Annotated in this window: 19 protein-coding genes; 17 read left to right on the top strand and 2 right to left on the bottom strand. The window is 30.5% G+C overall.

The genetic code is table 11. The annotated features are described in order from the left end of the window. Nucleotides 1-24: 24 nt before the first annotated feature. From grdA to IC219_RS04715, 6 genes are all read left to right on the top strand, one after another. Nucleotides 25-498: a glycine/sarcosine/betaine reductase complex selenoprotein A gene (grdA, locus tag IC219_RS04740; RefSeq protein ID WP_227432683.1), complete on the top strand. Its 474-nt coding sequence runs from the start codon at nt 25-27 to the stop codon at nt 496-498. Nucleotides 499-529: 31 nt separating this feature from the next. Continuing rightward, complete coding sequence (gene grdB, locus IC219_RS04735; RefSeq protein WP_227432684.1) at nt 530-1,840, top strand: glycine reductase complex selenoprotein B; 1,311 nt, start codon at nt 530-532, stop codon at nt 1,838-1,840. A gap of 252 nt (nt 1,841-2,092) precedes the next feature. Beyond that, complete coding sequence (grdC, locus tag IC219_RS04730) at nt 2,093-3,625, top strand: glycine/sarcosine/betaine reductase complex component C subunit beta (RefSeq protein WP_227432685.1); 1,533 nt, start codon at nt 2,093-2,095, stop codon at nt 3,623-3,625. Between the two features lie 10 nt (nt 3,626-3,635). Beyond that, entirely contained in the window at nt 3,636-4,781 is a 1,146-nt protein-coding gene (grdD, locus tag IC219_RS04725) for a glycine/sarcosine/betaine reductase complex component C subunit alpha (RefSeq protein ID WP_227830716.1), read from the top strand. Between the two features lie 347 nt (nt 4,782-5,128). Next, nucleotides 5,129-6,208, top strand: coding sequence for a M24 family metallopeptidase (locus tag IC219_RS04720; RefSeq protein ID WP_227482800.1), 1,080 nt, complete (start codon nt 5,129-5,131; stop codon nt 6,206-6,208). 113 nt (nt 6,209-6,321) lie between these two features. Beyond that, nucleotides 6,322-6,930, top strand: a complete 609-nt coding sequence (locus tag IC219_RS04715) for a hypothetical protein (protein ID WP_227432688.1) — start codon at nt 6,322-6,324, stop codon at nt 6,928-6,930. Between the two features lie 186 nt (nt 6,931-7,116). On the opposite strand, the gene IC219_RS04710 is transcribed toward IC219_RS04715, so the two are convergent. Next, nucleotides 7,117-7,989, bottom strand: coding sequence for a LysR family transcriptional regulator (locus IC219_RS04710; RefSeq protein WP_227432689.1), 873 nt, complete (start codon nt 7,987-7,989; stop codon nt 7,117-7,119). A 427-nt stretch (nt 7,990-8,416) separates the two neighbouring features. Between IC219_RS04710 and IC219_RS04705 the strand changes: the two genes are divergently transcribed. From IC219_RS04705 to IC219_RS04665, 9 genes are all read left to right on the top strand, one after another. Then, nucleotides 8,417-9,820: a hypothetical protein gene (locus IC219_RS04705; protein WP_227482798.1), complete on the top strand. Its 1,404-nt coding sequence runs from the start codon at nt 8,417-8,419 to the stop codon at nt 9,818-9,820. Between the two features lie 26 nt (nt 9,821-9,846). After that, nucleotides 9,847-11,391: an acetyl-CoA hydrolase/transferase family protein gene (locus IC219_RS04700; protein ID WP_227824131.1), complete on the top strand. Its 1,545-nt coding sequence runs from the start codon at nt 9,847-9,849 to the stop codon at nt 11,389-11,391. A 31-nt stretch (nt 11,392-11,422) separates the two neighbouring features. Next, nucleotides 11,423-12,814 (top strand): aldehyde dehydrogenase family protein, encoded by a 1,392-nt coding sequence (locus IC219_RS04695; RefSeq protein ID WP_227432692.1) that lies wholly within the window; start codon nt 11,423-11,425, stop codon nt 12,812-12,814. A gap of 194 nt (nt 12,815-13,008) precedes the next feature. Then, on the top strand, nt 13,009-14,505 hold the full coding sequence (abfD, locus tag IC219_RS04690; RefSeq protein ID WP_227432693.1) for a 4-hydroxyphenylacetate 3-hydroxylase family protein: 1,497 nt from the start codon (nt 13,009-13,011) through the stop codon (nt 14,503-14,505). A 142-nt stretch (nt 14,506-14,647) separates the two neighbouring features. Beyond that, the gene (locus IC219_RS04685) at nt 14,648-14,923 is read left to right on the top strand and encodes a hypothetical protein (RefSeq protein ID WP_227432694.1); all 276 of its coding nucleotides are present in this window, start codon (nt 14,648-14,650) and stop codon (nt 14,921-14,923) included. Between the two features lie 25 nt (nt 14,924-14,948). Then, the gene (locus IC219_RS04680) at nt 14,949-16,256 is read left to right on the top strand and encodes an acetyl-CoA hydrolase/transferase family protein (RefSeq protein ID WP_227432695.1); all 1,308 of its coding nucleotides are present in this window, start codon (nt 14,949-14,951) and stop codon (nt 16,254-16,256) included. A 19-nt stretch (nt 16,257-16,275) separates the two neighbouring features. Continuing rightward, on the top strand, nt 16,276-17,394 hold the full coding sequence (locus tag IC219_RS04675) for a 4-hydroxybutyrate dehydrogenase (protein WP_227482795.1): 1,119 nt from the start codon (nt 16,276-16,278) through the stop codon (nt 17,392-17,394). Between the two features lie 283 nt (nt 17,395-17,677). Further along, nucleotides 17,678-18,595 carry a 5-bromo-4-chloroindolyl phosphate hydrolysis family protein gene (locus tag IC219_RS04670; RefSeq protein WP_227830714.1) on the top strand — a complete coding sequence of 306 codons (918 nt, stop codon included), beginning with the start codon at nt 17,678-17,680 and terminating at the stop codon, nt 18,593-18,595. 118 nt (nt 18,596-18,713) lie between these two features. Then, complete coding sequence (locus tag IC219_RS04665; protein WP_227482794.1) at nt 18,714-19,871, top strand: toxic anion resistance protein; 1,158 nt, start codon at nt 18,714-18,716, stop codon at nt 19,869-19,871. Between the two features lie 74 nt (nt 19,872-19,945). Here the strand turns inward: IC219_RS04665 and IC219_RS04660 are convergent, their stop codons facing one another. Next, nucleotides 19,946-21,445 (bottom strand): IMP dehydrogenase, encoded by a 1,500-nt coding sequence (locus tag IC219_RS04660; RefSeq protein ID WP_227432699.1) that lies wholly within the window; start codon nt 21,443-21,445, stop codon nt 19,946-19,948. Nucleotides 21,446-21,984: 539 nt separating this feature from the next. Between IC219_RS04660 and IC219_RS04655 the strand changes: the two genes are divergently transcribed. Continuing rightward, complete coding sequence (locus IC219_RS04655; protein ID WP_227432700.1) at nt 21,985-23,406, top strand: PTS mannitol transporter subunit IICB; 1,422 nt, start codon at nt 21,985-21,987, stop codon at nt 23,404-23,406. A 26-nt stretch (nt 23,407-23,432) separates the two neighbouring features. Further along, nucleotides 23,433-25,571, top strand: a complete 2,139-nt coding sequence (locus tag IC219_RS04650) for a BglG family transcription antiterminator (RefSeq protein WP_227830713.1) — start codon at nt 23,433-23,435, stop codon at nt 25,569-25,571. Nucleotides 25,572-25,574 lie beyond the last annotated feature (3 nt).

Genomic DNA, 25,574 nt, shown 5'->3' with positions numbered 1-25,574 from the left:
AGAAATATAATGAGGAGGATTATTATGAGTTTACTTAGTAATAAAAAGGTTCTTATAATAGGTGACCGTGATGGTATACCAGGACCTGCAATAGAAGAATGTGTAAAAACAGTAGAAGGAGCAGAGGTTGTTTTCTCATCTACAGAATGCTTTGTCTGAACAGCTGCTGGGGCTATGGACTTAGAAAATCAAAACAGAGTTAAAGAAGCTGCTGATAAATTCGGAGCTGAAAATGTTGTGATTTTACTAGGTGCTGCTGAAGCCGAAGCTGCAGGTCTTGCAGCCGAAACAGTAACTGCGGGGGATCCAACTTTCGCTGGACCACTTGCTGGAGTTGCTTTAGGATTAAGTGTTTACCATGTTGTAGAGGAACAAATGAAAGAATTATTTGATGAAACTGTATATGAAGATCAAATAAGTATGATGGAAATGGTTTTAGAAGTTGAAGAAATAGCAGAAGAAATGTCTGGTATAAGAGAAGAATTTTGCAAATTTTAATGCCTAAAAGCAAAAGGGGTGAAACTAAGAGATGGGAAAACTAAGAGTAGTACATTATATTAATCAGTTCTTTGCTGGTATAGGTGGAGAAGAAAAAGCTGATACTAAGCCACATGTGGCAGAAACTTTACCTCCAATAAGTTTACAACTTGATAAATTATTAGGTGAAGATATTGAAGTAGTTGGTACAGTAGTGTGCGGAGACAGTTATTTCAATGAAAATATAGATAGCGCAAGTGAAGAAGTTTTAGCAATGATAAAAGGTTTTGAACCACAACTTTTTATAGCTGGGCCTGCCTTTAATGCTGGTAGATATGGGGTTGCTGCTGGAACAATAACTAAAGTTGTAAAAGATGCTTTAAGTATACCAGCTTTAACAGGTATGTACATTGAAAATCCAGGTGCAGATATGTTCAAAAAGGATGTTTATGTAGTAGAAACTTCTGATTCTGCAGCGGGTATGAGAAAAGCACTTCCTAAGATAGCTAAACTTGCAATAAAACTTGCTAAAGGTGAAGAAATTGGAACTCCTAAAGAAGAAGGATACATAGCTAGAGGAATAAGAGTTAACTACTTCCATGAAGACAGAGGTTCTAAGAGAGCTGTTGACATGTTAATTAAGAAAATAAAAGGCGAGTCATTTGAAACTGAATATCCAATGCCAAATTTTGATAGAGTTGACCCAAGTAATCCTGTAAAAGACTTATCAAAATGCAAAATAGCTTTAGTTACTTCTGGTGGTATAGTTCCTAAAGGAAATCCAGATAGAATAGAATCTTCTTCAGCTTCTAAATATGGAACTTATTCTATAGCAGGAGTTATGGATTTAACAGAAGAAACTTATGAAACTGCACATGGTGGATATGACCCAGTATATGCAAATTTAGATGCAGATAGAGTATTACCTGTTGATGTTCTTAGAGACTTAGAAAAAGAAGGTGTAATAGGAAAATTACATGAAACTTTCTACACAACTGTAGGTAATGGTACATCTGTTGCAAACTCTAAAAAATATGCTTCTGAAATTGGAGCAGCGTTGGTAGCTGATGGTGTAGATGCAGTAATCTTAACTTCTACATGAGGTACTTGTACTCGTTGCGGTGCAACGATGGTAAAAGAAATAGAAAAAACTGGACTTCCAGTAGTTCATATGTGTACAGTAGTACCTATTTCGTTAACAGTAGGGGCTAACAGAATAGTTCCAACTATAGCAATACCTCATCCACTTGGAAATCCAGCACTTGACCCTACAGAAGAAAAAGCCCTAAGAAGAGGCCTTGTAGAAAAAGCATTAAACGCTTTAACTACAGAAGTTGATGGTCAAACAGTATTTGAAAAATAAAAATAACACACACATATATTATATAGATAAAAATATAAACACACACTAAAAATAAAAAATAACTATACACAAAAAAATAATATAGATTTCATGAATGGGTAAATGTGAGTTATTCATTCATGAAATCTTAAAAAATACCAAAATACATAAAAAAAGAATAAAATAAAATATACAATAAAATAAAAATATAATAATTGAAGTCTTTAATGAAATTAAAATTAGGTGTTCATAAAATTTATGGAGGTGCACAAAATGACTTATCCAGTTTTAAAAGGGGCAGGCTATGTACTTATTCATACTCCAGATATGATAGTGCAAAATGGAAGTACTTGTACAGTTGAAAGAGCAACAAATCCAGATTCAGAATTTTTACAAGAAGTAGGTAATCATATAAGAAGTTATGAGGATGTAGTTAACTACATGCCAAATCAAGTTTACATAGGAAACAGAAGACCAGAAGAATTAAGAGATTTGCCAATGCCATGGTGTGAACAAAAAGTTGAGGGAACTAGAAATGGTAAATTTGGTGAAATAATGCCTCAAGATGAGTTTATAGCTTTAATGCAAATAAGTGATGCATTTGACTTAGTAAAGTTATCGCAAGAATTTATTGATGAAGTAAAACCAAAAATCGAAAATAACTACCCTGAAATTGCACCATTTGTAGGAAAATTAAAGGGTGATGATATAGAAGAAGGTAAGGAATTAGTAGCAACACACATAGCAGAAGGATTATACCATGATGGAAAATTCGTTGGCTATGTAAAAAGAGCACATGACGTAGATGTTAACTTAAATGCTCATACAATGTTTGAAAATTTAGTAGTAAAAGCATCTGGAGTTTTATCTGCTATTCAAATGCTAAGACATAGTAAAATAGACCCTGCTGAAATAGATTATGTTATTGAGTGTTCAGAAGAAGCTTGTGGAGATATAAACCAAAGAGGTGGAGGAAACTTTGCTAAATCAATAGCTGAAATAGCTGGACTTCAAAACGCAACTGGTTCTGATACAAGAGGATTTTGTGCAGCACCAACACATGCATTAATTCAAGCTGCAGCTTTAGTAAAATCTGGGATACACAAAAATGTAATGGTAGTAGCAGGTGGAGCAAGTGCTAAACTTGGAATGAATGCTAAAGACCATGTTAAAAAAGGCCTTCCTGTACTTGAAGATGTTGTTGGAGGATTTGCAGTACTTGTATCTGAAAATGATGGTGTAAACCCAGTTATAAGAACTGATTTAACAGGTAAGCATACAGTGGGAACTGGTTCTTCACCTCAAGCAGTTATGACAGCACTTATAACTTCAGGTCTTGATAGAGCTAATTTAAAAATAACAGATGTTGATGTATATTCAGTTGAAATGCAAAATCCAGATATAACTAAGCCAGCAGGAGCAGGAGATGTTCCAGAAGCAAACTACAAAATGATAGGTGCACTTGCTGTTAAGCGTGGAGACTTAGAGAAGAAAGAATTAAAAGATTTTGTGACTAATAAAGGATTACCAGGATGGGCACCAACTCAAGGACATATACCATCAGGAGCTCCTTATATAGGATTTTTAATAGATGATTTAACTACAGGAGATAGAAATAGAGCTATGATAGTTGGAAAAGGTAGTTTATTCTTAGGAAGAATGACTAATTTATTTGATGGAGTATCTTTTATAGCTGAAAGAAATACAGGTGTTACTGAAGAGACTTCAGGAATATCTAAAGATGAAATTAAGAAGATAATAGCTGAATCTATGAAAAAACTAGCATTAGATATGTTAGAAGAATAGGGGTGAGGATATGTCAAAAAAAGTAATCGCAGATGTATTCTTAGAAGTAGCTAATGCAATAGAAAGCGGCGAATTTGGCAAAAAAATAAGAATTGGTGTGACTACACTTGGAAGTGAACATGGTGTAGAGAACATGGTTAATGGTGCACACTTAGCAAAATCTAACTTATTTGATATAGTACTTATTGGTCCAAAAGTGGAAACTGACCTTGAAGTAGTTGAAGTTAATGATGAAAAAGAAATGCATGGAAAAATGGAAGAATTATTAGATTCAGGATATATAGATGCTTGTGTTACTATGCATTATAATTTTCCAATAGGAGTATCTACAGTAGGTAGAGTAATAACTCCAGCAAAAGGAAAAGAAATGATACTTGCAACAACAACAGGAACAAGTGCTACTAATAGAATAGAAGCAATGGTAAGAAATGCTATTTATGGTATTGCTACAGCTAAATCAATGGGAAATAAACATCCAAAAGTTGGAATACTTAATGTTGATGGAGCTAGACAAGTTGAAAAATGTTTAAAAGAGTTAAAAGATAATGGATATGATATAGAATTTGCAGATTCAATTAGAGCAGATGGTGGATGTGTTATGAGAGGTAATGATTTACTTGTAGGTGCACCTGATGTTATGGTTACTGATACATTATCTGGAAATATATTTATGAAAGTATTTTCTTCATATACTACAGGTGGAGACTATGAAGCCCAAGGCTTTGGGTATGGTCCTGGAGTAGGAGAAGACTATGATAGAAGAGTACTTATAGTATCAAGAGCATCAGGTTCTCCAGTAGTAGCTAATGCATTAAAATATGCTTATGATGTTGTAAAAGGAGAAATAAATAATATTGCAAGAAGTGAATTTACAAAAGTTAAAAGTGCAAAATTTGGTGATATTATAGCTTCTCTTACTAAAAAAGAAGTTAAAGCTGAAAAAGTAGAAGTTAAAATGCCAGATAAAGAGGTTGTTACTCGTCAAATAGCTGGTGTTGATATAATGGACTTAGAAGATGCAGTATCTGAATTATGGAAAAATGGAATCTATGCTGAAAGTGGTATGGGTTGTACAGGGCCAATAGTTCTTGTAAATGATGCTAAAGGTGATTTAGCTGTTGAAACTTTAATCAAGGCTGGATACACTGCAAAATAAATATAAATTATACATGTAAATGAATAACATATAGTTATAGCCTTCTACGCTATAACTATATGTTATTTTTGTTACTCAACTTATATTATTTTTATTATCAAAGTAAGTATATAAAGATAATTAAATATTTATAACTGATAAAACAGAAATAGGAAGGGTTTTTATCATAGTAATATTTTTTTACTTATTTGTTGTTACTTATACTAAGTAAAAAATTAGTGGAAATGTATAAACAATATTAATAACATATGAAAAAATTTTAGAAATAAAGCATCTATAAGATAAAAAATAACATTATTAGTGATATAATATAACTAAAGCAAAAATTATTTTTTGGAGGCAAAATCATGAGTAAAGTAGAAAAAGTAGTAGAATTGTTAGAAGCTAAAGGACTTGATGCATTATACTTAACAAAAAAAACAAATGTAAATTACATAAGTGGCTTTCCTGATGAAGAAGCATATGCAGTTATTTGTAAAGATGGAAATTTTTTAGTTACTGATAGTAGATATATGGAGCTTGCTGAAAATGTTTGTAAAGGTTTTGAAATTATAAACTGGCATAATTTTGATAGAAGTGTGGCAAAAGCTGTAAAAAGTGTGTGTGATAAAGTATGTATAAAAAAGCTTGGATTTGAAAGCACAAATATAATATTTGATAAATATGAAGAACTTAAAAATTTAGTTGAACAAGATGGAGGGGAATTGATACCTACAGAAAATATTGTAGAGACTCTTAGATATGTAAAGGATGAAGAAGAAATTAAAAATACAAGAAAAGCTTGTGAAATAGCTGATAAAGCATTAGAAGAGTTAGTTCCACATATAAAAGCTGGAGTTACTGAAATAGAATTAGCTACAAAACTAGAATATTTTATGAAAATGAATGGAGCTCAAAATATAGGATTTGAAACTATATTGATATCAGGAGCAAAAACTTCATTGCTTCATGGTAAACCAAGTGACAAGGTTATAGAAAATGGTGACTTTGTACTTGTAGATTATGGAGCTATGTACAATGGATATATTTCTGATACAACTAGAACTTTTATAGTTGGAGAAGCATCTGAAAAACAATTAGAGATTTATAATTTAGTTAAAGAAGCACAAGATGTTGGAGTTGAAAACATGAAGGCTGGTGTACATGCTACAATTCCAGATGCAGAAATAAGAAAAGTTGTTAAGAAATATGAAGATTACTATTATCAAGGGATAGGACATGGGGTTGGAAGAGATGTTCATGAAGAACCTTTTATTGGTAATTATGGTGATAAAACAATAGAGGAAGGATGTATAATAACAATGGAACCAGGTATTTATTTCCCAGGATGGGGAGGAGTTAGAATAGAAGATACTGTTTTAATTACAAAAAATGGACCTGAAAGATTAACTAAATTCCCTAAAGATTTGATGATTTTAGACAAATAATTTAATTTTTATATAATTTTTTACACAAAATAATATTGTAATCTCACCATTAAGCTCTCTCTACATATCTTAGTAAAGAGGGCTTAATTTTATTATGTGAGGTGATAATATCCATGAATAAAAAACATAAGTTTATGAAAAACATAAAAAAAGCCTGGTACAAAATTAAATTGATAGATAGATGTCTTATAATTGTTATGGCAATACTCATGTTTGAATCTATATACACATTGTTTGTCAATGAAGTTAACTCACAAGATACTACTACTATTGATGTAGTGATAAGAACTACTTCAGCAGCAATATTTGGATACTTTTTAAGTGCTAATTTTATAAGTAGAACTTCAAGAAAAGTTACAAATACTGATGCATATTCAAATATTTTTATAGATGATAATTCTTCTAATAACGGTCAAGTACCAAGTCAAAATAATATAATGAATGTGAAAAATACTATTGGATTTGAGTTAGAAAGTGACAATTATCAAAATAATGATAAAAAAGTGACTGTTAATAATGATGAAGAGATTGAAAAAGGAGAAACTAGTGAATTGCAAATTGTTATAGCTACTGTGATTTGTATAGTAGCATTAATAGTACTTTTTATTGTAAGAAATTTTACAACACCAGCAACAGCATCTATAGGAACTATTTCACAGATGAGAGATTTTGTCTCTGGATGCGTGGGTTTCTTGCTAGGTTGTCCAAGTAAACCCAATTAAAAATATGAGTATTAAAATAGGTAAAATTAATATTAAAGGTATCAGTATAATAATATTTAAGTTATGAATGTATATCATTGTAATTCTTTTGAGATAATATATTTTATTGTTATACTGATACTCAAAAATATTTATAATATTTATCAAAATATATATAATGCTGTATTTACATAATATGTAGAAATATTAATTTATATGAATAGAAGCCATATATTCAATAAAAAGTTTCATACTATGAGATATATATTGATGTTTTCTCCAAAGAACACCAATATTGGCAGTAATTGCACGTTCTAAAGGAATTGAACAGAGATTTTCGGTATTCTGGAATATTTCTTTATATAGTATCGTTGAAGCTAAATCATTTTCTAATAAATAACGAATAGTAGAAAGTTGATTTGAGTGTAAAATTATATTTGGTTTAACCTTCTCAAGTCTTTTTGTAATAATTTTGTAGTGATAAGAACCTTCAGATAGTATGACAAAAGGAATATTTTTCAACATATAGTTTGAAATAATGGACTGTTTTGCTAATTCATTTTTAGGATTTGTAACTAAATATAATTCTGTTTTATATATTGTTTTTGAATCTATATCATCATAAATATCACTATCAATTATACCAATGCAAAAATCAAGTGTAGATTCTTCAATCATTTTGGCACCCACAAAGGTTGGGACTTCAAAAATTTTAAGCTCAATATCTGGATAAATTACATTAAATCTAGGTAGTATTTTTGAAAGTAAAAAAGTACCTAAAACTGTAGGAATTCCTATTTTTAGAGATGCTTTTCTTTTTTTTCCTAAATCTAGTGCATCACTTTGAAAATCCTCAAATTGTCTCGTGAAATTTATTGCCTTATCTAAGAAAATCTTACCTTCAGGAGTTAAATCTATTTTATTACCTATTCTAAAAAAAAGTTCAAAACCGAGTTCCTTTTCCAATTCTTTAATAGCTAAGGTTATAGATGGTTGAGAAATATGAATACTTTCTGCTGCTTTAGTCATGTTTTTATATTTACAAACAGTTTGGAAATAATATAGATAATTTATGTTCATTGGTTAATAGTTCCTTTCATTTATGTAATTAGTGACAAGTATATAATTAACAACAATATAAGTTTTGTATATTATTGTAGAAAAATAGAATAGTTTTAAACTATCATATCATAAGTTTTTGATATTTTCAATCTATTAAGAATAGTGCTATTATTAAATTAACAAAAGATAATAGCTGACATAATTTAGGTAACAACTATTTAAAACCTAGTTATATCAATGAATATTAAAAATTTAACTATCTAAAAATAATTAGCATTTATGTAATTTAACTGTTAACTAAATTGTAACATAAAAAACTAATGTTAGAGGGATGAAATTTTTTTAATTAGAAATGTTAATTTAATAACAAAATATAATTTTGCAAAGTTTGCAAAGAGGGGAGAGATATATTTTTTAATAAATATCGTTAATTTAATAACAAAATATGAAAGGGAGTGGTTTGGTGAAATTTGAGTTAATGGATTTTTTAATGAACCCTTTTGTCCTTATGTTCGCTGCTGTAATTACAGGAATATTATTTGGAAAAATTAAATTTGGGAAGTTTAATTTTGGAGTGTCAGGAGCGTTATTTACAGGATTATTTATTGGATGGCTTGTGTATAGCTTAGGAAATTCAGTAATAGCAAAAGGAGAGACAGCAGCAGGGTATAAGGCAGCAACTATCATGATGGGTAATGGAATTATTTCTTCTGATTTCTTTGATTTTTTTCTAATTATATTTGTTGCAGCAGTTGGTTTATTGGCTGCTAAGGATATGAAAGCTGTACTTAAGAAGTATGGAGCTAGATTTGTAGTTTTAGGAGTGCTTATAACTTTTATAGGAGGCTCTATGACTTATGCAATGACTTTGCTATCAAGTAATAAAGGAAGTAGTGCATATGAGGTTTCTGGTGTTTATACAGGAGCACTAACAAGTTCTCCTGGTCTAGCTGCTGCTCTAGAAACAGCTGGTAAACATGCAGAAGATGTATCAAAAGAGTTTGAGAAAGCATCAATAAAAGATAAAAAAGAAATATTAAAAGTAGTTGATCCAGAGGGAAAATTGGATGTAGCTACAACTACATCACTAACTCAAGAGCAAATAGATAAGTATATCGCATATGCTGAAGCAGGTGTTGGTATAGGGCATGCAGTTGCCTATCCTTTTGGAGTATTAATAGTGATTTTAGGAGTAAATTTCCTTCCTAAAATATTTAGAATGGACCTTAGAGAAGAAAGAAGAAAATATGAAAAAGAAATGAAAGAAGCTAGAGATAGTGTTGGTGGTAAAACGATACCAGAAGTTCCATTTAATATAATAACATTTTTCTTAACATGTCTTGCTGGATATTTAGTTGGAGGAATACACGTGTTCATGGGACCATTAGGATACTTTACATTAGGGGCAACTGGTGGTTCTTTAATTGTATCTCTAATACTTGGATATATAGGTAAGATAGGTATAGTAAATTTCAGAATGGAAGAAAAAGTATTAAATATTCTAAAACAAATAGGTCTAGTATTTTTCTTAGCAATAGTTGGATTAAGATATGGTGGTAAAGTTGTTGATTCAATTATGACATCTGGGATGCATCTAGCTTTAGTAGCTATAGTAGTAGGAATTACAGCTATGATGATTGGATTTTTAGTTGGTAAGTATGTATTCAAACTAAATTGGATTTTGTTATCTGGAGCTGTCTGTGGTGGTATGACATCAACACCAGGTCTTGGAGCTGCTGTTGATGCTCTTGATAGTGATGACCCAGCAGCGGGGTATGGTGCTACCTATCCATTTGCATTGTTAACTAAAGTTATATTGGTTATAGTTTTACACAAACTTCCAATGTAAATAAGATTTTATATGGGGGGATATTTATGAATAATGAAGGAGTATTTGAAGAACTAAGCGAAAGATTAAGAAATAAAAAGTTATGTGATTTAATTATGAATGCAGATGAAGCTGCTAAACTTATAAATAATGGGATGGTTGTTGGACTTAGTGGATTTACACCTTCAGGTTACCCAAAAGCAGTACCATTAGCGGTTTCAGAAAGGGTTAAAAGTGGAGATAAGATAAAATTGACTGTATATTCAGGAGCATCTTTAGGACCAGAAGTAGATGGAGCATGGGCAGAAGCAGGAATAATTGAAAGAAGACTTCCTTATCAAACTAATTCAATACTTAGAAACAGTATTAATAAAGGTGATGTCAATTATATAGATATGCATCTAAGTCATTCTACTCAATTTTTAAACTATAAAACTATACCTAAAGTGGATGTAGCGATAATAGAAGCACTTGCCATAACTGAAAATGGAGATATTGTACCAACTAGTGGGATAGGAAATTCACCATCTTTTGTAAAAAGTGCAGACAAAGTAATTGTTGAAATAAATCTGGCAAAACCAATGGAGATGGAAGGTATGGCAGATATATATATTACAGAAAATCCGCCAAACAGGAAACCAATAGAAATAAATCATCCTAAAGATAGAATCGGAACGACATATATACCTTGTGGTTTAGATAAGATTGCAGGAATAGTAATCACTAATATGCAAGATAAAACACGTCCATTGGGTGTTGTAGATGAAGCTTCAAAAAAAATATCAAATAATATTATTGCATTTCTTAGAGAAGAAGTAAAATCAGGTAGATTGTCAAAAAATTTACTTCCTCTTCAATCTGGTGTAGGAAGTGTAGCAAATGCAGTTTTATATGGACTATGTGAATCTGAATTTGAGAATTTAACTTGTTATACAGAGGTTGTGCAGGACTCTATGTTGGACTTAATAAGAATGGGTAAAGTTACAATGGCATCAACTACATCTGTAAGCCCATCACCAGAAGGATTAATAAAATTTGAAAATGATATAGATTTCTTTAAAGATAAGATTATATTGAGACCTCAAGAGATTAGTAACAACCCAGAAATAGCTAGAAGAATTGGTGTAATTGCAATGAATACTGCAATTGAGGTTGATATTTATGGAAATGTAAACTCAACTCATATCATGGGTTCAAAGATGATGAATGGAATCGGTGGTTCTGGTGATTTTGCTAGAAATGGAGCAATAACTATATTTAGTACTGAATCAATTGCAAAAAATGGTGATATATCATCAATAGTACCTATGGTATCTCATGTAGACCACACTGAACATGATGTAATGGTAATTGTAACAGAACAAGGATATGCTGATTTAAGAGGTCTTGCACCTAGAGAAAGAGCTATTAAGATAATAGAAAATTGTGTTCATCCAGATTATAAAGATCAACTTATGGATTACCTAAATAGAGCATGTCAAAATGGAGCAAAACAAACTCCTCATATATTAGACGAAGCTTTATCATGGCATAGTAAATTTATGAGTACAGGTACAATGAAGAAGTCAGAAACTTTTGAAAGTGCACTATAAAAATATTTAATAAATTGGAGGAATATTAAAAATGGAAAAAGCAGTAGAAAACTTTGAAGATTTAAGCAAAGAATATATTAATGGATACATTGAGAGGGCTAGAAAAGCTCAAAGGGAGTTTGAATGTTATACTCAAGAACAAGTGGATAAAATAGTGAAGATAGTTGGAAAGGTAGTATACTATAACGCCGAATATTTAGCTAAACTTGCAGTAGAAGAAACTGGAATGGGTGTATATGAAGATAAAGTAGCTAAAAATAAAAGTAAAGCGAAAGTTATATATAATAATTTAAAAGATAAGAAATCAGTTGGTATAATTGACATAGATAGAGAAACAGGAATAACAAAAGTAGCTAAACCAATTGGAGTTGTAGCAGCAATAACTCCTTGTACAAATCCGATAGTTACACCTATGAGTAATGCTATGTTTGCATTAAAGGGAAGAAATGCAATTATTATAACACCACATCATAAAGCAATTGGATGTAGTACTAAGACTGTTGATATGATTAATGAAGAATTAGAAAAAATAGGAGCACCAGAAAATCTAATACAAATACTTGACCAACAATCAAGAGAAAATACGAGAAATTTAATTTCATCAGCAGATGTAGTAATTGCTACTGGTGGAATGGGAATGGTAAGAGCTGCATATTCAAGTGGAAAACCAGCTCTTGGTGTAGGAGCAGGAAATGTCCAATGTATTATAGACAGAGATGTAGATATTAAAGAAGCAGTACCTAAAATCATAGCTGGAAGAATATTTGATAATGGTATAATTTGCTCAGGTGAGCAATCAGTGATAGTGGCAGAAGAAATGTTTGATAAAATAATGGATGAATTTGAAAGTAACAAAGGATTTATAGTTAGAGATAATGCACAAAAAGAAGCTTTTAGAAATGCCATGTTTGTGAATAAATCTATGAATAAAGATGCAGTAGGACAATCAGTTCATGCAATCGCAAACATTGCAGGAGTTGAAATACCAAAAGATACAAAAATAATAGTAATAGAAGCAGATGGACCAGGTGAAGAAGACATACTTGCAAAAGAAAAAATGTGTCCAGTTATATCTGCATATAAGTATAAAGACTTTGAAGAAGGAGTAGCTATTGCAAAAGCAAATCTAAATGTAGAAGGAAAAGGACATAGTGTATCTATACATTCAAATACAATTAAGAACATAGAATATGCAGGAGAAAATATAGAAGTATCAAGATTTGTAATTAATCAATGTTGTGCTACAAGTGCTGGAGGAAGCTTCTTTAATGGTCTTGCACCTACAAATACCTTAGGTTGTGGTTCTTGGGGAAATAATAGTATTTCTGAAAATCTTGATTACAAACATTTAATTAATATTTCTAGAATTGCTTATTATATGCCAGAAAATGAAGTACCTACAGATGAAGAACTTTGGGGATAAAATTCAAATATAAAAAAGTATTCATTCTAAATTAAAATAGAAATATATTTTAATTTAGAATGAATTTAAACTAAAAATGAATTTAATTTAAAATATTGAAGTGAATTTAGAAGATTGAAAGACGAACAAAAGAAGGAAGTATTATAAATTAACATAAATAAAAATTATTATAAAAGAGAAGGAGTGGTTTTATTATGGCATTAATGACAGGAGCTCAATATATTGAAAGTTTGAGAAAATTAAATACTAAAGTTTATATGTTTGGTGAAGAGGTTAAAAATTGGGTTGACCATCCAATGATTAGACCATCTATAAATTGTGTAGCAGCTACTTATGATTTGGCACATGACCCAGAATATGCAGATTTAATGACAGTTACTTCAAATATTACAGGAGAAAAAATAAATAGATTTGGTCATCTTCATCAAAGTACTGATGATTTGATAAAAAAAGTTAAAATGCAAAGACTATGTGGCCAAAAAACAGCTTCTTGTTTCCAAAGATGTGTAGGTATGGATGCTTTTAATGCGGTATATTCAACAACATTTGAGTGCGACAAAGCGCATGGAACTAATTATCATGATAATTTTGTAAAATACTTAACTTATATACAAGAAAACGATTTAGTAGTTGATGGAGCTATGACTGACCCTAAGGGAGATAGAGCATTATCACCTAGTGCTCAACCTGACCCAGATATGTTCCTTCACATAGTTGAAAGAAGAGAAGATGGAATAGTGGTAAGAGGAGCAAAAGCACATCAAACTGGTTCAATAAATTCACATGAACATCTTATAATGCCTACTATAAGCATGACTGAAGCAGATAAAGACTATGCTGTATCATTTGCAGTTCCTTCAGATGCTGAAGGTGTGTTTATGATTTATGGAAGACAATCTTGTGATACTAGAAAATTAGAAGAGGGAGCAGATGTTGACTTAGGAAATAAAGAGTTTGGAGGTCAAGAAGCTCTAGTAGTATTTGATAATGTATTTGTTCCAAATGATAGAATCTTCTTATGCGGAGAGTGGGATTTCTCTGGTATGTTGGTAGAAAGATTTGCTGGATATCATAGACAAAGTTATGGTGGATGTAAAGTTGGAGTAGGTGATGTAATAATAGGAGCAGCAGCTTTAGCAGCTGATTACAATGGAGCAAACAAAGCTTCTCATATAAAAGATAAATTAATAGAAATGACTCACCTTAATGAAAGCTTATATTGTTGTGGTATAGCATGTTCATCAGAAGGACATAAGACAGAGGCTGGAAACTATCAAATAGATTTACTTCTTGCAAATGTATGTAAACAAAATGTAACTAGATTCCCTTATGAAATAGTGAGACTTGCAGAAGATATAGCTGGTGGGCTTATGGTTACTATGCCTTCAGAAAAAGACTTCAAGTCAGATTTAAAAGTTGGAACAAGTGGAATGACAATAGGTGAAGTATGTAATAAATATTTTAAAGCTTCTTCAGTAGCTTCAACAGAAGAAAGAATGAGAATATTAAGATTCTTAGAAAATATATGTCTTGGCTCATCTGCTGTTGGTTATAGAACTGAGTCAATGCATGGAGCAGGTTCACCACAGGCACAAAGAATAATGATTTCAAGACAAGGAAATATAAATCAGAAGAAAGAATTAGCTAAGACAATTGCAGGAATAAAAAAAGAAAAAGCTCTAAATTTATAAAAAGTTAATATATAAAAAAGTTGATATATAAATGGGAAAATATATTGACTTATACTAATTAATGAAAAAATATATCGTATAAGAATGATTATAAAGTAGTAGTTTGAGTTATAAAAAGAGATTTTAGAAGGAGAATTTACACATGACCTGTGGAGTTAGATTTTGTGGGGGCTGTAACCCTAGATACGAAAGAGGGAAGGCTCTAGCAATAATCAAAGAGCACTTCAATGGTAGAGTAGATTTTAGCGTAGCAGAAGAAGATGTAGAATATGATTTATTACTTATAATTGGAGGATGCACAACTTTATGTGCATCCTACCAACAATATAAAGTTAAGAAATCATATATTAAAATTTGGGATTTTAGTCATATAGAAAGAGCTATAAATATAATAGAATCAGCGATTTGTGAGGCTTAAATAAGAGTTAGATGGGGTGATTTCATTGAATTGGCGAGAATTGTATCAAAGTAAGTTATGTACTGCTATAGAGGCTGTAAAGCATATTAAAGATGGGGATACAGTAGTATTTGCACATTGTGTAGGTGAGCCTCCTGCACTAGTAGAGGCAATGATTGAAAATGCAAAACAGTATAAAAATGTTGAGATTAAGCATATGGTAAGTCTAGGCAGTGGTGGATATACTGGTGAGGGAATGGAAACTCACTTTAGAGTAAATCCAATGTTTGTAAGTGGAAATGTAAGAAAGGCAATTGAAAATGGAGATGGAGATTTTACTCCTGCATTCTTTCATGAAGTACCAAAATTAATTAGAGAGAAAAGATTAAAATGTGATGTTGTTTTAGCTCAGGTAACTCCACCAGATGAACATGGGTATTGTAGCCTAGGAACATCAGTTGATTATACTTATGAGGCTATTAAAACTGCTAAAACAGTAATTGTTCAAGTAAATGACCAATTTCCTAGAACTTATGGTGAAGTAGTTCATGTATCAGAGTTTGACTATATAGTTGAAAAGTCACAACCTTTATATGAACTGCAACCTGCTAAGATTGGAGAAGTAGAAGAAGCAATAGGTAAAAACTGTGCTTCTCTAATTGAAGATGGTTCTACTTTACAACTTGGAATTGGTGGAATTCCAGATGCAGTTATGCTATTTTTAACAGATAAAAAAGATTTAGGAATTCATTCAGAAATGATTTCAGATGGAACCCTAGCTCTCTATGAAAAAGGTGTTATAAATGGTAAATATAAAAATTTTGATAAAGAAAAAATGACAGTTACATTTTTAATGGGAACTAAAAAATTATATGATTTTGCTAATAATAACCCAGTAGTTGAAGTGAAACCTGTAGACTATGTAAATCATCCAGCAGTTATAATGAAACAACATAAAATGGTGTCTATAAATTCTGCTATACAAGTTGATTTGATGGGACAGGTAGTTGCAGAGGCAATGGGTCTTAGACAATTTAGTGGAGTTGGAGGTCAAGTTGACTTCATACGTGGAGTATCTATGGGAGAAGATGGAAAGGCAATTATAGCAATGCCTTCAATAACTACAAAAAAAGATGGGACAGTAATTTCAAAAATTGTCTCTATTGTGGATGAAGGTGCTCCTATAACAACATCTAGAAATGATATTGACTATGTTGTAACTGAGTATGGTATAGCAGAACTAAAAGGGAAATCTCTTAGAGAAAGGGCAAGAAATTTAATCAATATTGCTCATCCAAGTGTAAGAGAAAATCTAGCATTAGAGTTTGAAAAACGATTTAAGGAGAAATATTAATAGTAGAGGGGTGTTAAGTATGGAAGCACTTAGAGTAGTTCCAAAAATATTTTATTTTGATACATTTAAAGAATTCAATGAAGAATTTAAAATAGGAAAAAATGATTTAGTAATTACAAATGAATTTATATATGAACCATATATGAAACCTCTTGGAATAGATACCAATTTAATTTTCCAAGAAAAATTTGGAACAGGTGAACCATCTGATGAAATGATAGATTCTATGACAAAAGAAATGAAGAAATACAATTTCAATAGAATTATCGCTTTTGGAGGAGGTACAATAGTTGATATATGCAAGATATTAGCACTTGATGTTCCAGAGAAGTCTATTGACTTATTTGAAGGAGAAGTAGCACCTAAAAAAGTAAAAGAATTGGTGGTAGTTCCTACAACATGTGGTACAGGAAGTGAAGTAACAAATGTAGCCATTGCAGAGTTAAAATCTAAGCATACTAAAAAGGGTCTTGCAGTAGAAGAAACTTATGCAGATTATGCAGTATTAATTCCAGAGTCAGTAAAAGGATTGCCTTATAAATTTTTTGTAACAAGTTCAGTGGACGCTCTTATACATGCTATTGAGTCTTATCTATCTCCAAAAGCAAGTCCATTTACAGAAATATATTCTTTACAGGCTATAAAAATGATTATGGATGGATATAAAAAGATTGTGGATAAAGGAGAAGAAGAGAGATTCAATCATCTTAAGGACTTTGTACTTGCATCAAACTATGCAGGAATTGCTTTTGGAAATGCTGGTTGTGCAGCAGTGCATGCTTTATCTTATTCGATAGGTGCAGCTTTCCATGTTGCACATGGGGAAGCAAATTATCAGTTCTTTACTGAAGTATTTAAGATGTACTCTAGAAAAAATCCTAATGGAAAGATTACGCAATGTACAAAAATTTTAGCAGATGCTCTTGAATGTGACTCTAATTGTGACGTTTATGGAGAATTAGAGAAATTCTTAAACAAATTAATAACTAAGAAAGCTCTAAGAGAGTATGGAATGGTAGAAAGTCAGATAGATGAATTTACTGATAGTACGATAGCCAATCAACAGAGATTACTTGCCAATAATTATGTAGAACTTAGTAGAGAAGAAATAAGAGAGATATTTGCAAATCTTTATTAATATAATTTTTTATTTGGATTAAGTATAGATGAGATAAATAATGATAATTATATAAATATAAAAAATGAGAGGGCTTAAATTTACTTAAAATTAAGTTCTCTTATTTTTGTATAGCATTAAATGTAAGTACATTTTTAGTTAGAAAATGTACTTACATTTAAGTCTATTACTTTATTTGAAATAATTTGTAGAATTTCAAATTCCTTGACAGTAATAAGTAAGTAATTGTATAATCAAACTGAAATATAATAATAATATTAGTAAAAATGAAAGGATATAAATCATGTATAAACCAGAGAATTTTTCTAAAAAATCTGTATTAATAAATTCGTTTTTAAGTAAGTTTTTGAAGATCGTTGGATGGGGTCTAGTAGGCTTATTTACACTATCAGCCTTAGTATTGTCAACTATTTCAATTATAATTGGATGGGCAGTTATACTTCCTATTCAAGTATGTGCTTTATTCTTAATAATAGGTGGAGTTTGTATTTTTAAAGGTAAAAGATTAGGAGACCAAATTTCTCGTTATAAAAAATACTGTACAATCATAAGTAATAAAAATATTATTCCAGTAGAACTTATTGCAGAAAGTACATCTAAATCACTAAAATTTATAATAAAAGATGTGCAAAAGATGATAGATAAAAATTACTTTATAAATACTTATATTGATAAAAGAAATAATCAAATTGTATTGACAAATGAAGATGGAGTTCCACCAACATATGAAGATATAGTATATGAAGTTGAAGAAGATGAAGTTGAGAATAGCAATGAAGCTGATATGATTATTAAAAAGGGAATGGACTATTTGAGACAAATAAAAGAGGCTAATGAAAATATTAAATCAGAATCAATGTGCAAGAAAATTATACAAGTAGAAGATGTTACAAGTAAAATATTTGATGTTGTAAAACATGACCCATCAAAACTTATTCAGATACAAAAATTTATGGATTATTATATTCCAACTACTTTAAAGCTTTTAAATTCATATCATACATTGGAAGAACAAGGAATAGACAGAGAAAATATAACAACAACTATGGAAAGCATTGAAAGTACAATGAGTACAATTGTAGTGGCTTTTGAAAACCAACTGGATTCTCTATTTGAGGATGAAGCTATTGACATATCTACAGATATTACTGTTTTAGAAAATATGTTAGTTCAAGAGGGATTAACAGGTGGAAAGTTTTAACTGTAATATAAAAAATATTCTGTTATTTTTGAACAGTTAAGTAGTTATGAAGGATAAAAATATGTAAGATATAAGTATATAATTAGTACTTTATGAAGGAAGAGGAGAGAACTATAGAATGAATAATTTAGATGATATACCAGTTATGCCAACACTAACACTTGACCCATTTGGTGAAGAAACAAAAACAAATGATATAAATAATTCTGACCTATTAATGAAAAAGAATGAAAAAGACCCAGAAGAAGAAAAACTATCAGAAGCTGAGCGTAAAATGGTAAAAGAGTTTGCAGAAAAAATAGATATTACAAATACAAATATGATTTTGCAATATGGAGCTGGGGCTCAAAAAAAGGTAGCAGGATTTTCGGAAACCGCTTTAAAGAGTGTTAAAACTAGAGATTTAGGCGAAGTTGGTGATATGCTTACAAATCTAGTTACTGATTTAAAATCATTCTCAGCTGACGAAAAAGAACAAGGTGGTTTTTTAGGAATTTTTAAAAAGGCAAATAATAAAATTTCAAATTTAAAAACTAAGTATGATAGCGCAGAAGTAAATGTAGACAAAGTAAGTAAAGAACTTCAAAAGCATCAAGTTAAAATATTGAAAGATATAGCAATGCTTGATAAAATGTATGAATTAAACTTAGCTTATTCAAAAGAGCTTACAATGTATATTATAGCAGGGAAACAAAAGCTAAAAGATATGAAAGAACTTGAGATGCCAAAATTAAGAGAAAGAGCAAGTTTGTCTGGTTCAACAGAAGATGCTCAATCTGTAAACGATATGGTTTCACTTTGTGACAGATTTGAAAAGAAGATTCATGACTTAGAATTAACTAGAATGGTATCACTTCAAATGGCTCCACAGATAAGATTGGTTCAAAATAGCAATAATCTAATGGCAGAAAAAATTCAATCTACTATAGTAAATACTATTCCATTGTGGAAAAATCAAATAGTACTTGCTCTTGGAATATCTCATTTGAATCAAGCTATGAAAGCACAGCGTGAAGTTAGTAATATGACAAATGAACTTCTACTAAAGAATGCAGAGACATTGAAAATGGGAACAATAGAAACAGCCAAAGAATCAGAAAGAGGAATTGTAGATATAGATACAATTAAGAAAACTAATCAATCTTTAATATCAACTATTGATGAAGTAGTTAAGATACAGAATGATGGTAGAATAAAGAGACAGGAAGCAGAAGTTGAATTATCAAAAATAGAAAATGAACTTAAAAGTAAGCTTCTTGAATTTACAGTTAAATAATAACTCATAAATAATAGCTTATATTAAAATAAAAAGTGTAGTTGATTTTACAATTAACTACACTTTTATTTATATTATAAGTTTCTGTTATCTTTTAGCATAACATCATGAGCTCCACCTTCAACGATACTAGTAGAAGATACAAGTGTTAGCTTAGCATTTTTTTGAAGTTCAGGAATACTAAGAGCACCACAGTTGCACATAGTAGAACGAACCTTACTTAGAGAAAGTGTCACATTGTCTTTTAAAGAACCAGCATAAGGAACATAAGAGTCAACACCTTCTTCAAAAGAAAGTTTCTTATCTCCACCAAGGTCATATCTTTGCCAGTTTCTAGCACGTGCAGAACCTTCTCCCCAATACTCTTTCATGTAACTACCATTTATATTAACCTTATTAGTTGGACTCTCATCAAAACGAGAGAAATATCTACCAAGCATTATAAAATCAGCACCCATAGCTAAGGCTAAAGTTATATGATGGTCATAAACAATACCACCATCAGAACAAATTGGAATGTAAATACCTGTTTTTTCAAAGTATTCATCTCTAGCTTGAGCAACTTCAATTATAGAAGTAGCTTGTCCACGTCCTATACCTTTTTGTTCACGAGTGATACATATAGAACCACCACCAATACCAACTTTAACGAAGTCAGCACCAGCTTCAGCAAGGTAAAGGAATCCTTCACGGTCAACTACATTCCCAGCTCCAACCTTAACTGTATCACCGTATTTTTCACGAATAAAATCAAGAGTTATTTTTTGCCACTCAGAAAAACCTTCTGAAGAGTCTATACATAAAACATCAGCACCAGCTTCAACTAAAGCAGGAACACGCTCAGCAAAGTCTCTAGTATTGATACCAGCTCCAACTACATATCTTTTAGAAGAATCTAAAAGTTCAAGTGGATTTTCTTTATGAGAAGAGTAATCTTTACGGAATACCATATATACAAGATTACCATTGTCATCAAGTACAGGAAGAGAATTAAGCTTATGGTCCCATATAATATTGTTTGCTTCTTTTAAAGTAACATCTTTGTTAGCATAAACTATGGATGACATAGGAGTCATAAACTCACTAACTTTAGTGTCTAAGTCCATACGACTTATACGATAATCACGACTTGCAACAATACCTAATAATTTACCAGTTGAAGTACCATCTTCAGTAACTGCAACCGTAGAATGACCAGTTCTCTCTTTTAGTTCAAGTATGTCTTTTAATGTATTATCAGGTTTAATATTTGAATCACTCACAACAAATCCAGCTTTATGAGATTTAACACGTGCTACCATAGCAGCTTCACTTTCAATAGATTGAGAACCATATATAAATGAGATGCCACCTTCTTTAGCAAGTGCAATAGCCATCTTGTCATCAGAAACAGATTGCATAATAGCAGAAGTTAAAGGTATATTCATATGAATATCTGCTTCCTCGCCCTTTTTAAATTTAGTAACAGGTGTTTTTAAACTTACATTAGCAGGTATACAGTCAGTAGAAGAGAAACCTGGTACAAGTAGGTATTCACTGAAAGTATGTGATGGTGTATCAAAATAAAACGCCATTTTTTAATCACTCCTTATATTTTTATACTTTATTATAATTGATAGTATTAATTATAACTTATTCTTTAATTTTATTAAAGTATTTTGTCAGATATTGAGATTTTTGAAAAATTTAAACTATTTTAACTGAATCTGTTTAATATATGTTGCTTTATACAATCAAACTGTATATTAAATAATGTTTTATTTAAGGTGGTAGCTAATTTGAAGTTAATTCTTATTATATAATATCTTACATTATATCTATATACTCCTGTTGTTAATATTAAGTATATAGTATTTTTTACTGAAAGTATAAGTCAATTAAATCTATATTAGTATGTCCAAAAGTGTCCCTAAAAAATTTATTTCATTAAATTCTTAATTTAAAATACTACATAAATAAAACTAAACAAAAACTAAAGTGACAAATGTCATTATCTTAAGTGACATAGAAACGATTTCTTAAAGTTGTTACTATAAAATATAAACTCTATAATAAAAGTATAACAAAAGGGAATCATATCGATATAGAATATAATTCAAATGGAGGTAAAATTATGAGCAGTTCTAATCAATCGACAATAAAGACATCTATACAGCGAGTAGGAAAATTTTTAAGTGGGATGGTAATGCCAAATATAGGAGCTTTTATAGCATGGGGTCTTATAACAGCATTATTTATACCAACAGGGTGGATGCCAAATGAAAAATTAAGTACTATAGGCGATCCGATGATAAAATATCTTTTACCACTATTGATAGCATATACTGGTGGTAAAGCTATAGCAGGGCAAAGAGGCGGAGTAATAGGTGCAGCAGCAGCGATGGGAGTAATCGTTGGAGCTGATATACCAATGTTTATTGGAGCAATGATAATGGGACCATTTGCAGGATGGGTAATCAAGAAGTTTGATAAACTTGTAGATGGTAAAATACCAACAGGATTTGAGATGTTAGTAAATAACTTTTCAATAGGTATAATAGGTATGCTTCTTGCAATATTAGGTTTTTATGCAATTGGACCAGCTATAGTAGCAGGTACAGCTCTTATAGAATCAGGAGTGCAATTTATAGTTAGCAAAAGTTTATTACCTTTAGTTTCGGTATTTATAGAGCCTGGAAAGGTACTGTTCTTAAACAATGCAATAAATCATGGTATATTAGGTCCTATAGGTATAGCTGAAGCAAAAGAAGCAGGTAAATCTATAATGTTCTTATTAGAAAGTAACCCTGGACCAGGTTTAGGTGTTCTATTAGCATATTGGATGTTTAGTAGAGGAAGTGTAAAGCAATCAGCACCAGGAGCAGTAATAATACATTTCCTTGGTGGTATCCATGAAATTTACTTCCCATATATATTAATGAATCCAGTTTTAATATTAGCTACAATGGCAGGTGGAGCAGCAGGAATATTAACTTTTTCAATATTAGGAGCTGGACTTGTAGCAGCACCATCACCAGGAAGTATATTTGCACTTATGGCACTAGCACCAAAAGGAGGATTACTTCCAGTATTAGCAGGGGTTGCAGTTGCGACAGTTGTATCATTCTTAGTGGCAGCACCATTTGTTAAGAGAGCTTCAGCAAACCAAAGTGAAGAAGATGGTACTTTAGAAGAAGCTAAAGCAAAGATGAGTGATATGAAATCTGCAAGCAAAAGTTCAGAACAAAAAGTTAAAGAAAAGCAACTTGAATTAAATGAAATTAAGAAGATTGTATTTGCATGTGATGCAGGAATGGGTTCTAGTGCAATGGGAGCTTCTAGATTTAAAAATAGAATAAAAAACTTGAATTTAGATATAGAAATTACAAATTCATCTGTTGATAATCTTCCAGATGATACACAAATAGTAGTAACTCACAACACATTAGTTGAAAGAGTTGCCAAAAACAATTCAAATGTTGAGATAGTATCAATAAATAACTTTTTAAATGACCCCAATTTAGATATACTGTTTAAAAGATTAGAATCTAAATAAAAAATAAAAAGTACCACTGATTAGGAGTGGATAATTTGAAAAAAAAGAAGATTACATCTAGACAAAAAAAGATAATACTCATGATAGTAGAAAATTCTAAAAAAAATATTCCAATAACTGTTTCTGAAATTGCAGGAGAGTTAGAGTTAAGTTCAAGAACTGTACTTAGAGATATGTCAGGAATTGAAAAATGGTTTGATGAAAATGATTTTAATTTTGTAAAAAAACCAGGTGTAGGTTTGATTTTAGAAGAGAATACAGAAAATCAAAATTTTATAATTGAGTTGTTAGAAGAGGAAAAAATAGAAAAAGAATATAACAAAGAAGAAAGAAACTTAATTATATTATCAAAGCTACTAGTTTCTAATGAGCCAGTAAAATCTTACTACTTTGCAAAAATATTAAAGGTATCTGAAGGAGTACTAAATAATGATTTTGCACTAGCAAGTAAATGGTTAGAAAGATTTGATATTGAGCTTATTAGAAAACCAGGGCTTGGTGTGTATCTCAAAGGTCAGGAAAAAAACTTTAGAGAAGCATATGTAAACCTTATATATGACTCATTTAATGAAAAAGAAATATTGGATATGGTCAGAAATATAAGTGAGAATATACAAACTGATAAAGCAATAGAGATTTTAAGTGAAAATAGACTTTTAAATTTAATGGACAAGTGCATAATAAGAAAAGTTGAAAGTACATTAACAAAGAAGCTTTCAGAGTTAGATGTAAATTTAGCTGATAGTGCATATATAGGGCTTGTAGTTCATATTTCATTAGCTTTACAGAGGATAAAAAATGGTGAAAATATAACTATGGAGAAAGATTTTCTAAAGGAATTATCTTTAACCGAAGAGTTTAAATTAGCTCAGGAAATCGTAAAAGGTATGGCAGTTGATTTTAGTATGGATATACCATTAGATGAAGTTGGATATATAACTATGCACATTAGAGGTGCAAAGCAAAGGTCATCTTCAAGTCATAAAGAGTTAAACTTAGATGACATAGAAGTAATGGACATTACAAATAAAATGATAGATTTGGCAGAAGATGAATTTAAGATAAGTCTTAAAAATGATGAAAGATTATTTAAAGATCTAGCAAACCATCTGGGACCTTCCATAAACAGATTGAATATGGGACTAGAAATAAGAAATCCCCTTTTAGATGAAATAAAAACTAAGTATTCATATGCTTATAATGGAGTCGAAAAGGTTTCTAAAGTCATAAAAGATAAGCTAAATATAAATTCAATACCTGAATCTGAAATAGGATATATTGCAATGCATTTTGCATCAGCCATAGAAAAAAATCTAATGATGCATGCTAATATAAATATTGTTGTAGCATGTCCTACTGGAATAGGAACTTCAAGGTTTTTATCGACTAAAATTGAAAATAAATTTCCAAATCTAAATATACTTGAAACTATTTCAGCTATAAACATAGATGAGGAATATTTAAAAGAAAAAGAAGTCGATTTAATTGTATCTACAGTAGAATTAAATACAAACTTAGATTATATATGTGTAGGTCCATTTATGAGTTCAGATGATGAACTGATAATCAAAGAAAAAATAAAGTCTATAGCTCAAAACAAATTAATGGATTTAAAAGTAAAAGATGATACTAAAAATAAAAATAAAGTATATGAACAGATAACAGAAAGTATGAACATAGGAAGAGATATTCTTCAGTTTTTAGATGAAATTCAATTTAAAAAATTTAAAAGTAAAAACTTAGATGAACTTATTATGGATTCATCAAAAATATTTGTAAAATCTAGTGAAGATGTAATATCTATAAAAGAATCATTAGAAGAAAGATTAAAAATATCAATTCCATATATAGAAGAATCAAGGATTTTATTATTACACTGTATGAGTGAAAGAATAGATATTATGAAGTTAGCAATAATAAGATTAGAAAATAACATAAAGCTAAATTCTAAGGAAGAAATTGAGAATGTGGTTTTTATGTTACTTCCTAAAGATTCACCAAATTATCAAAGACAAATAATGAGTGAAGTAAGTGGCTCATTAATAGATAATTTTGTTTTTACTAAGAAAATAAACAAATTTTCTATACAAGAGATGACATTAGAAATAAAAGATATAGTTTTTAATTTTTATACAAATAAATTAAAAACATTAATAGATAAATAAAAT

This window comes from Clostridioides sp. ES-W-0018-02 (genome assembly GCF_020658175.1).
Classification (GTDB): Bacteria; Bacillota; Clostridia; order Peptostreptococcales; family Peptostreptococcaceae; genus Clostridioides.
The sequence above is the reverse complement of the archived record's forward strand: the minus strand, read 5'-3'. Positions and strand labels throughout refer to the sequence as shown.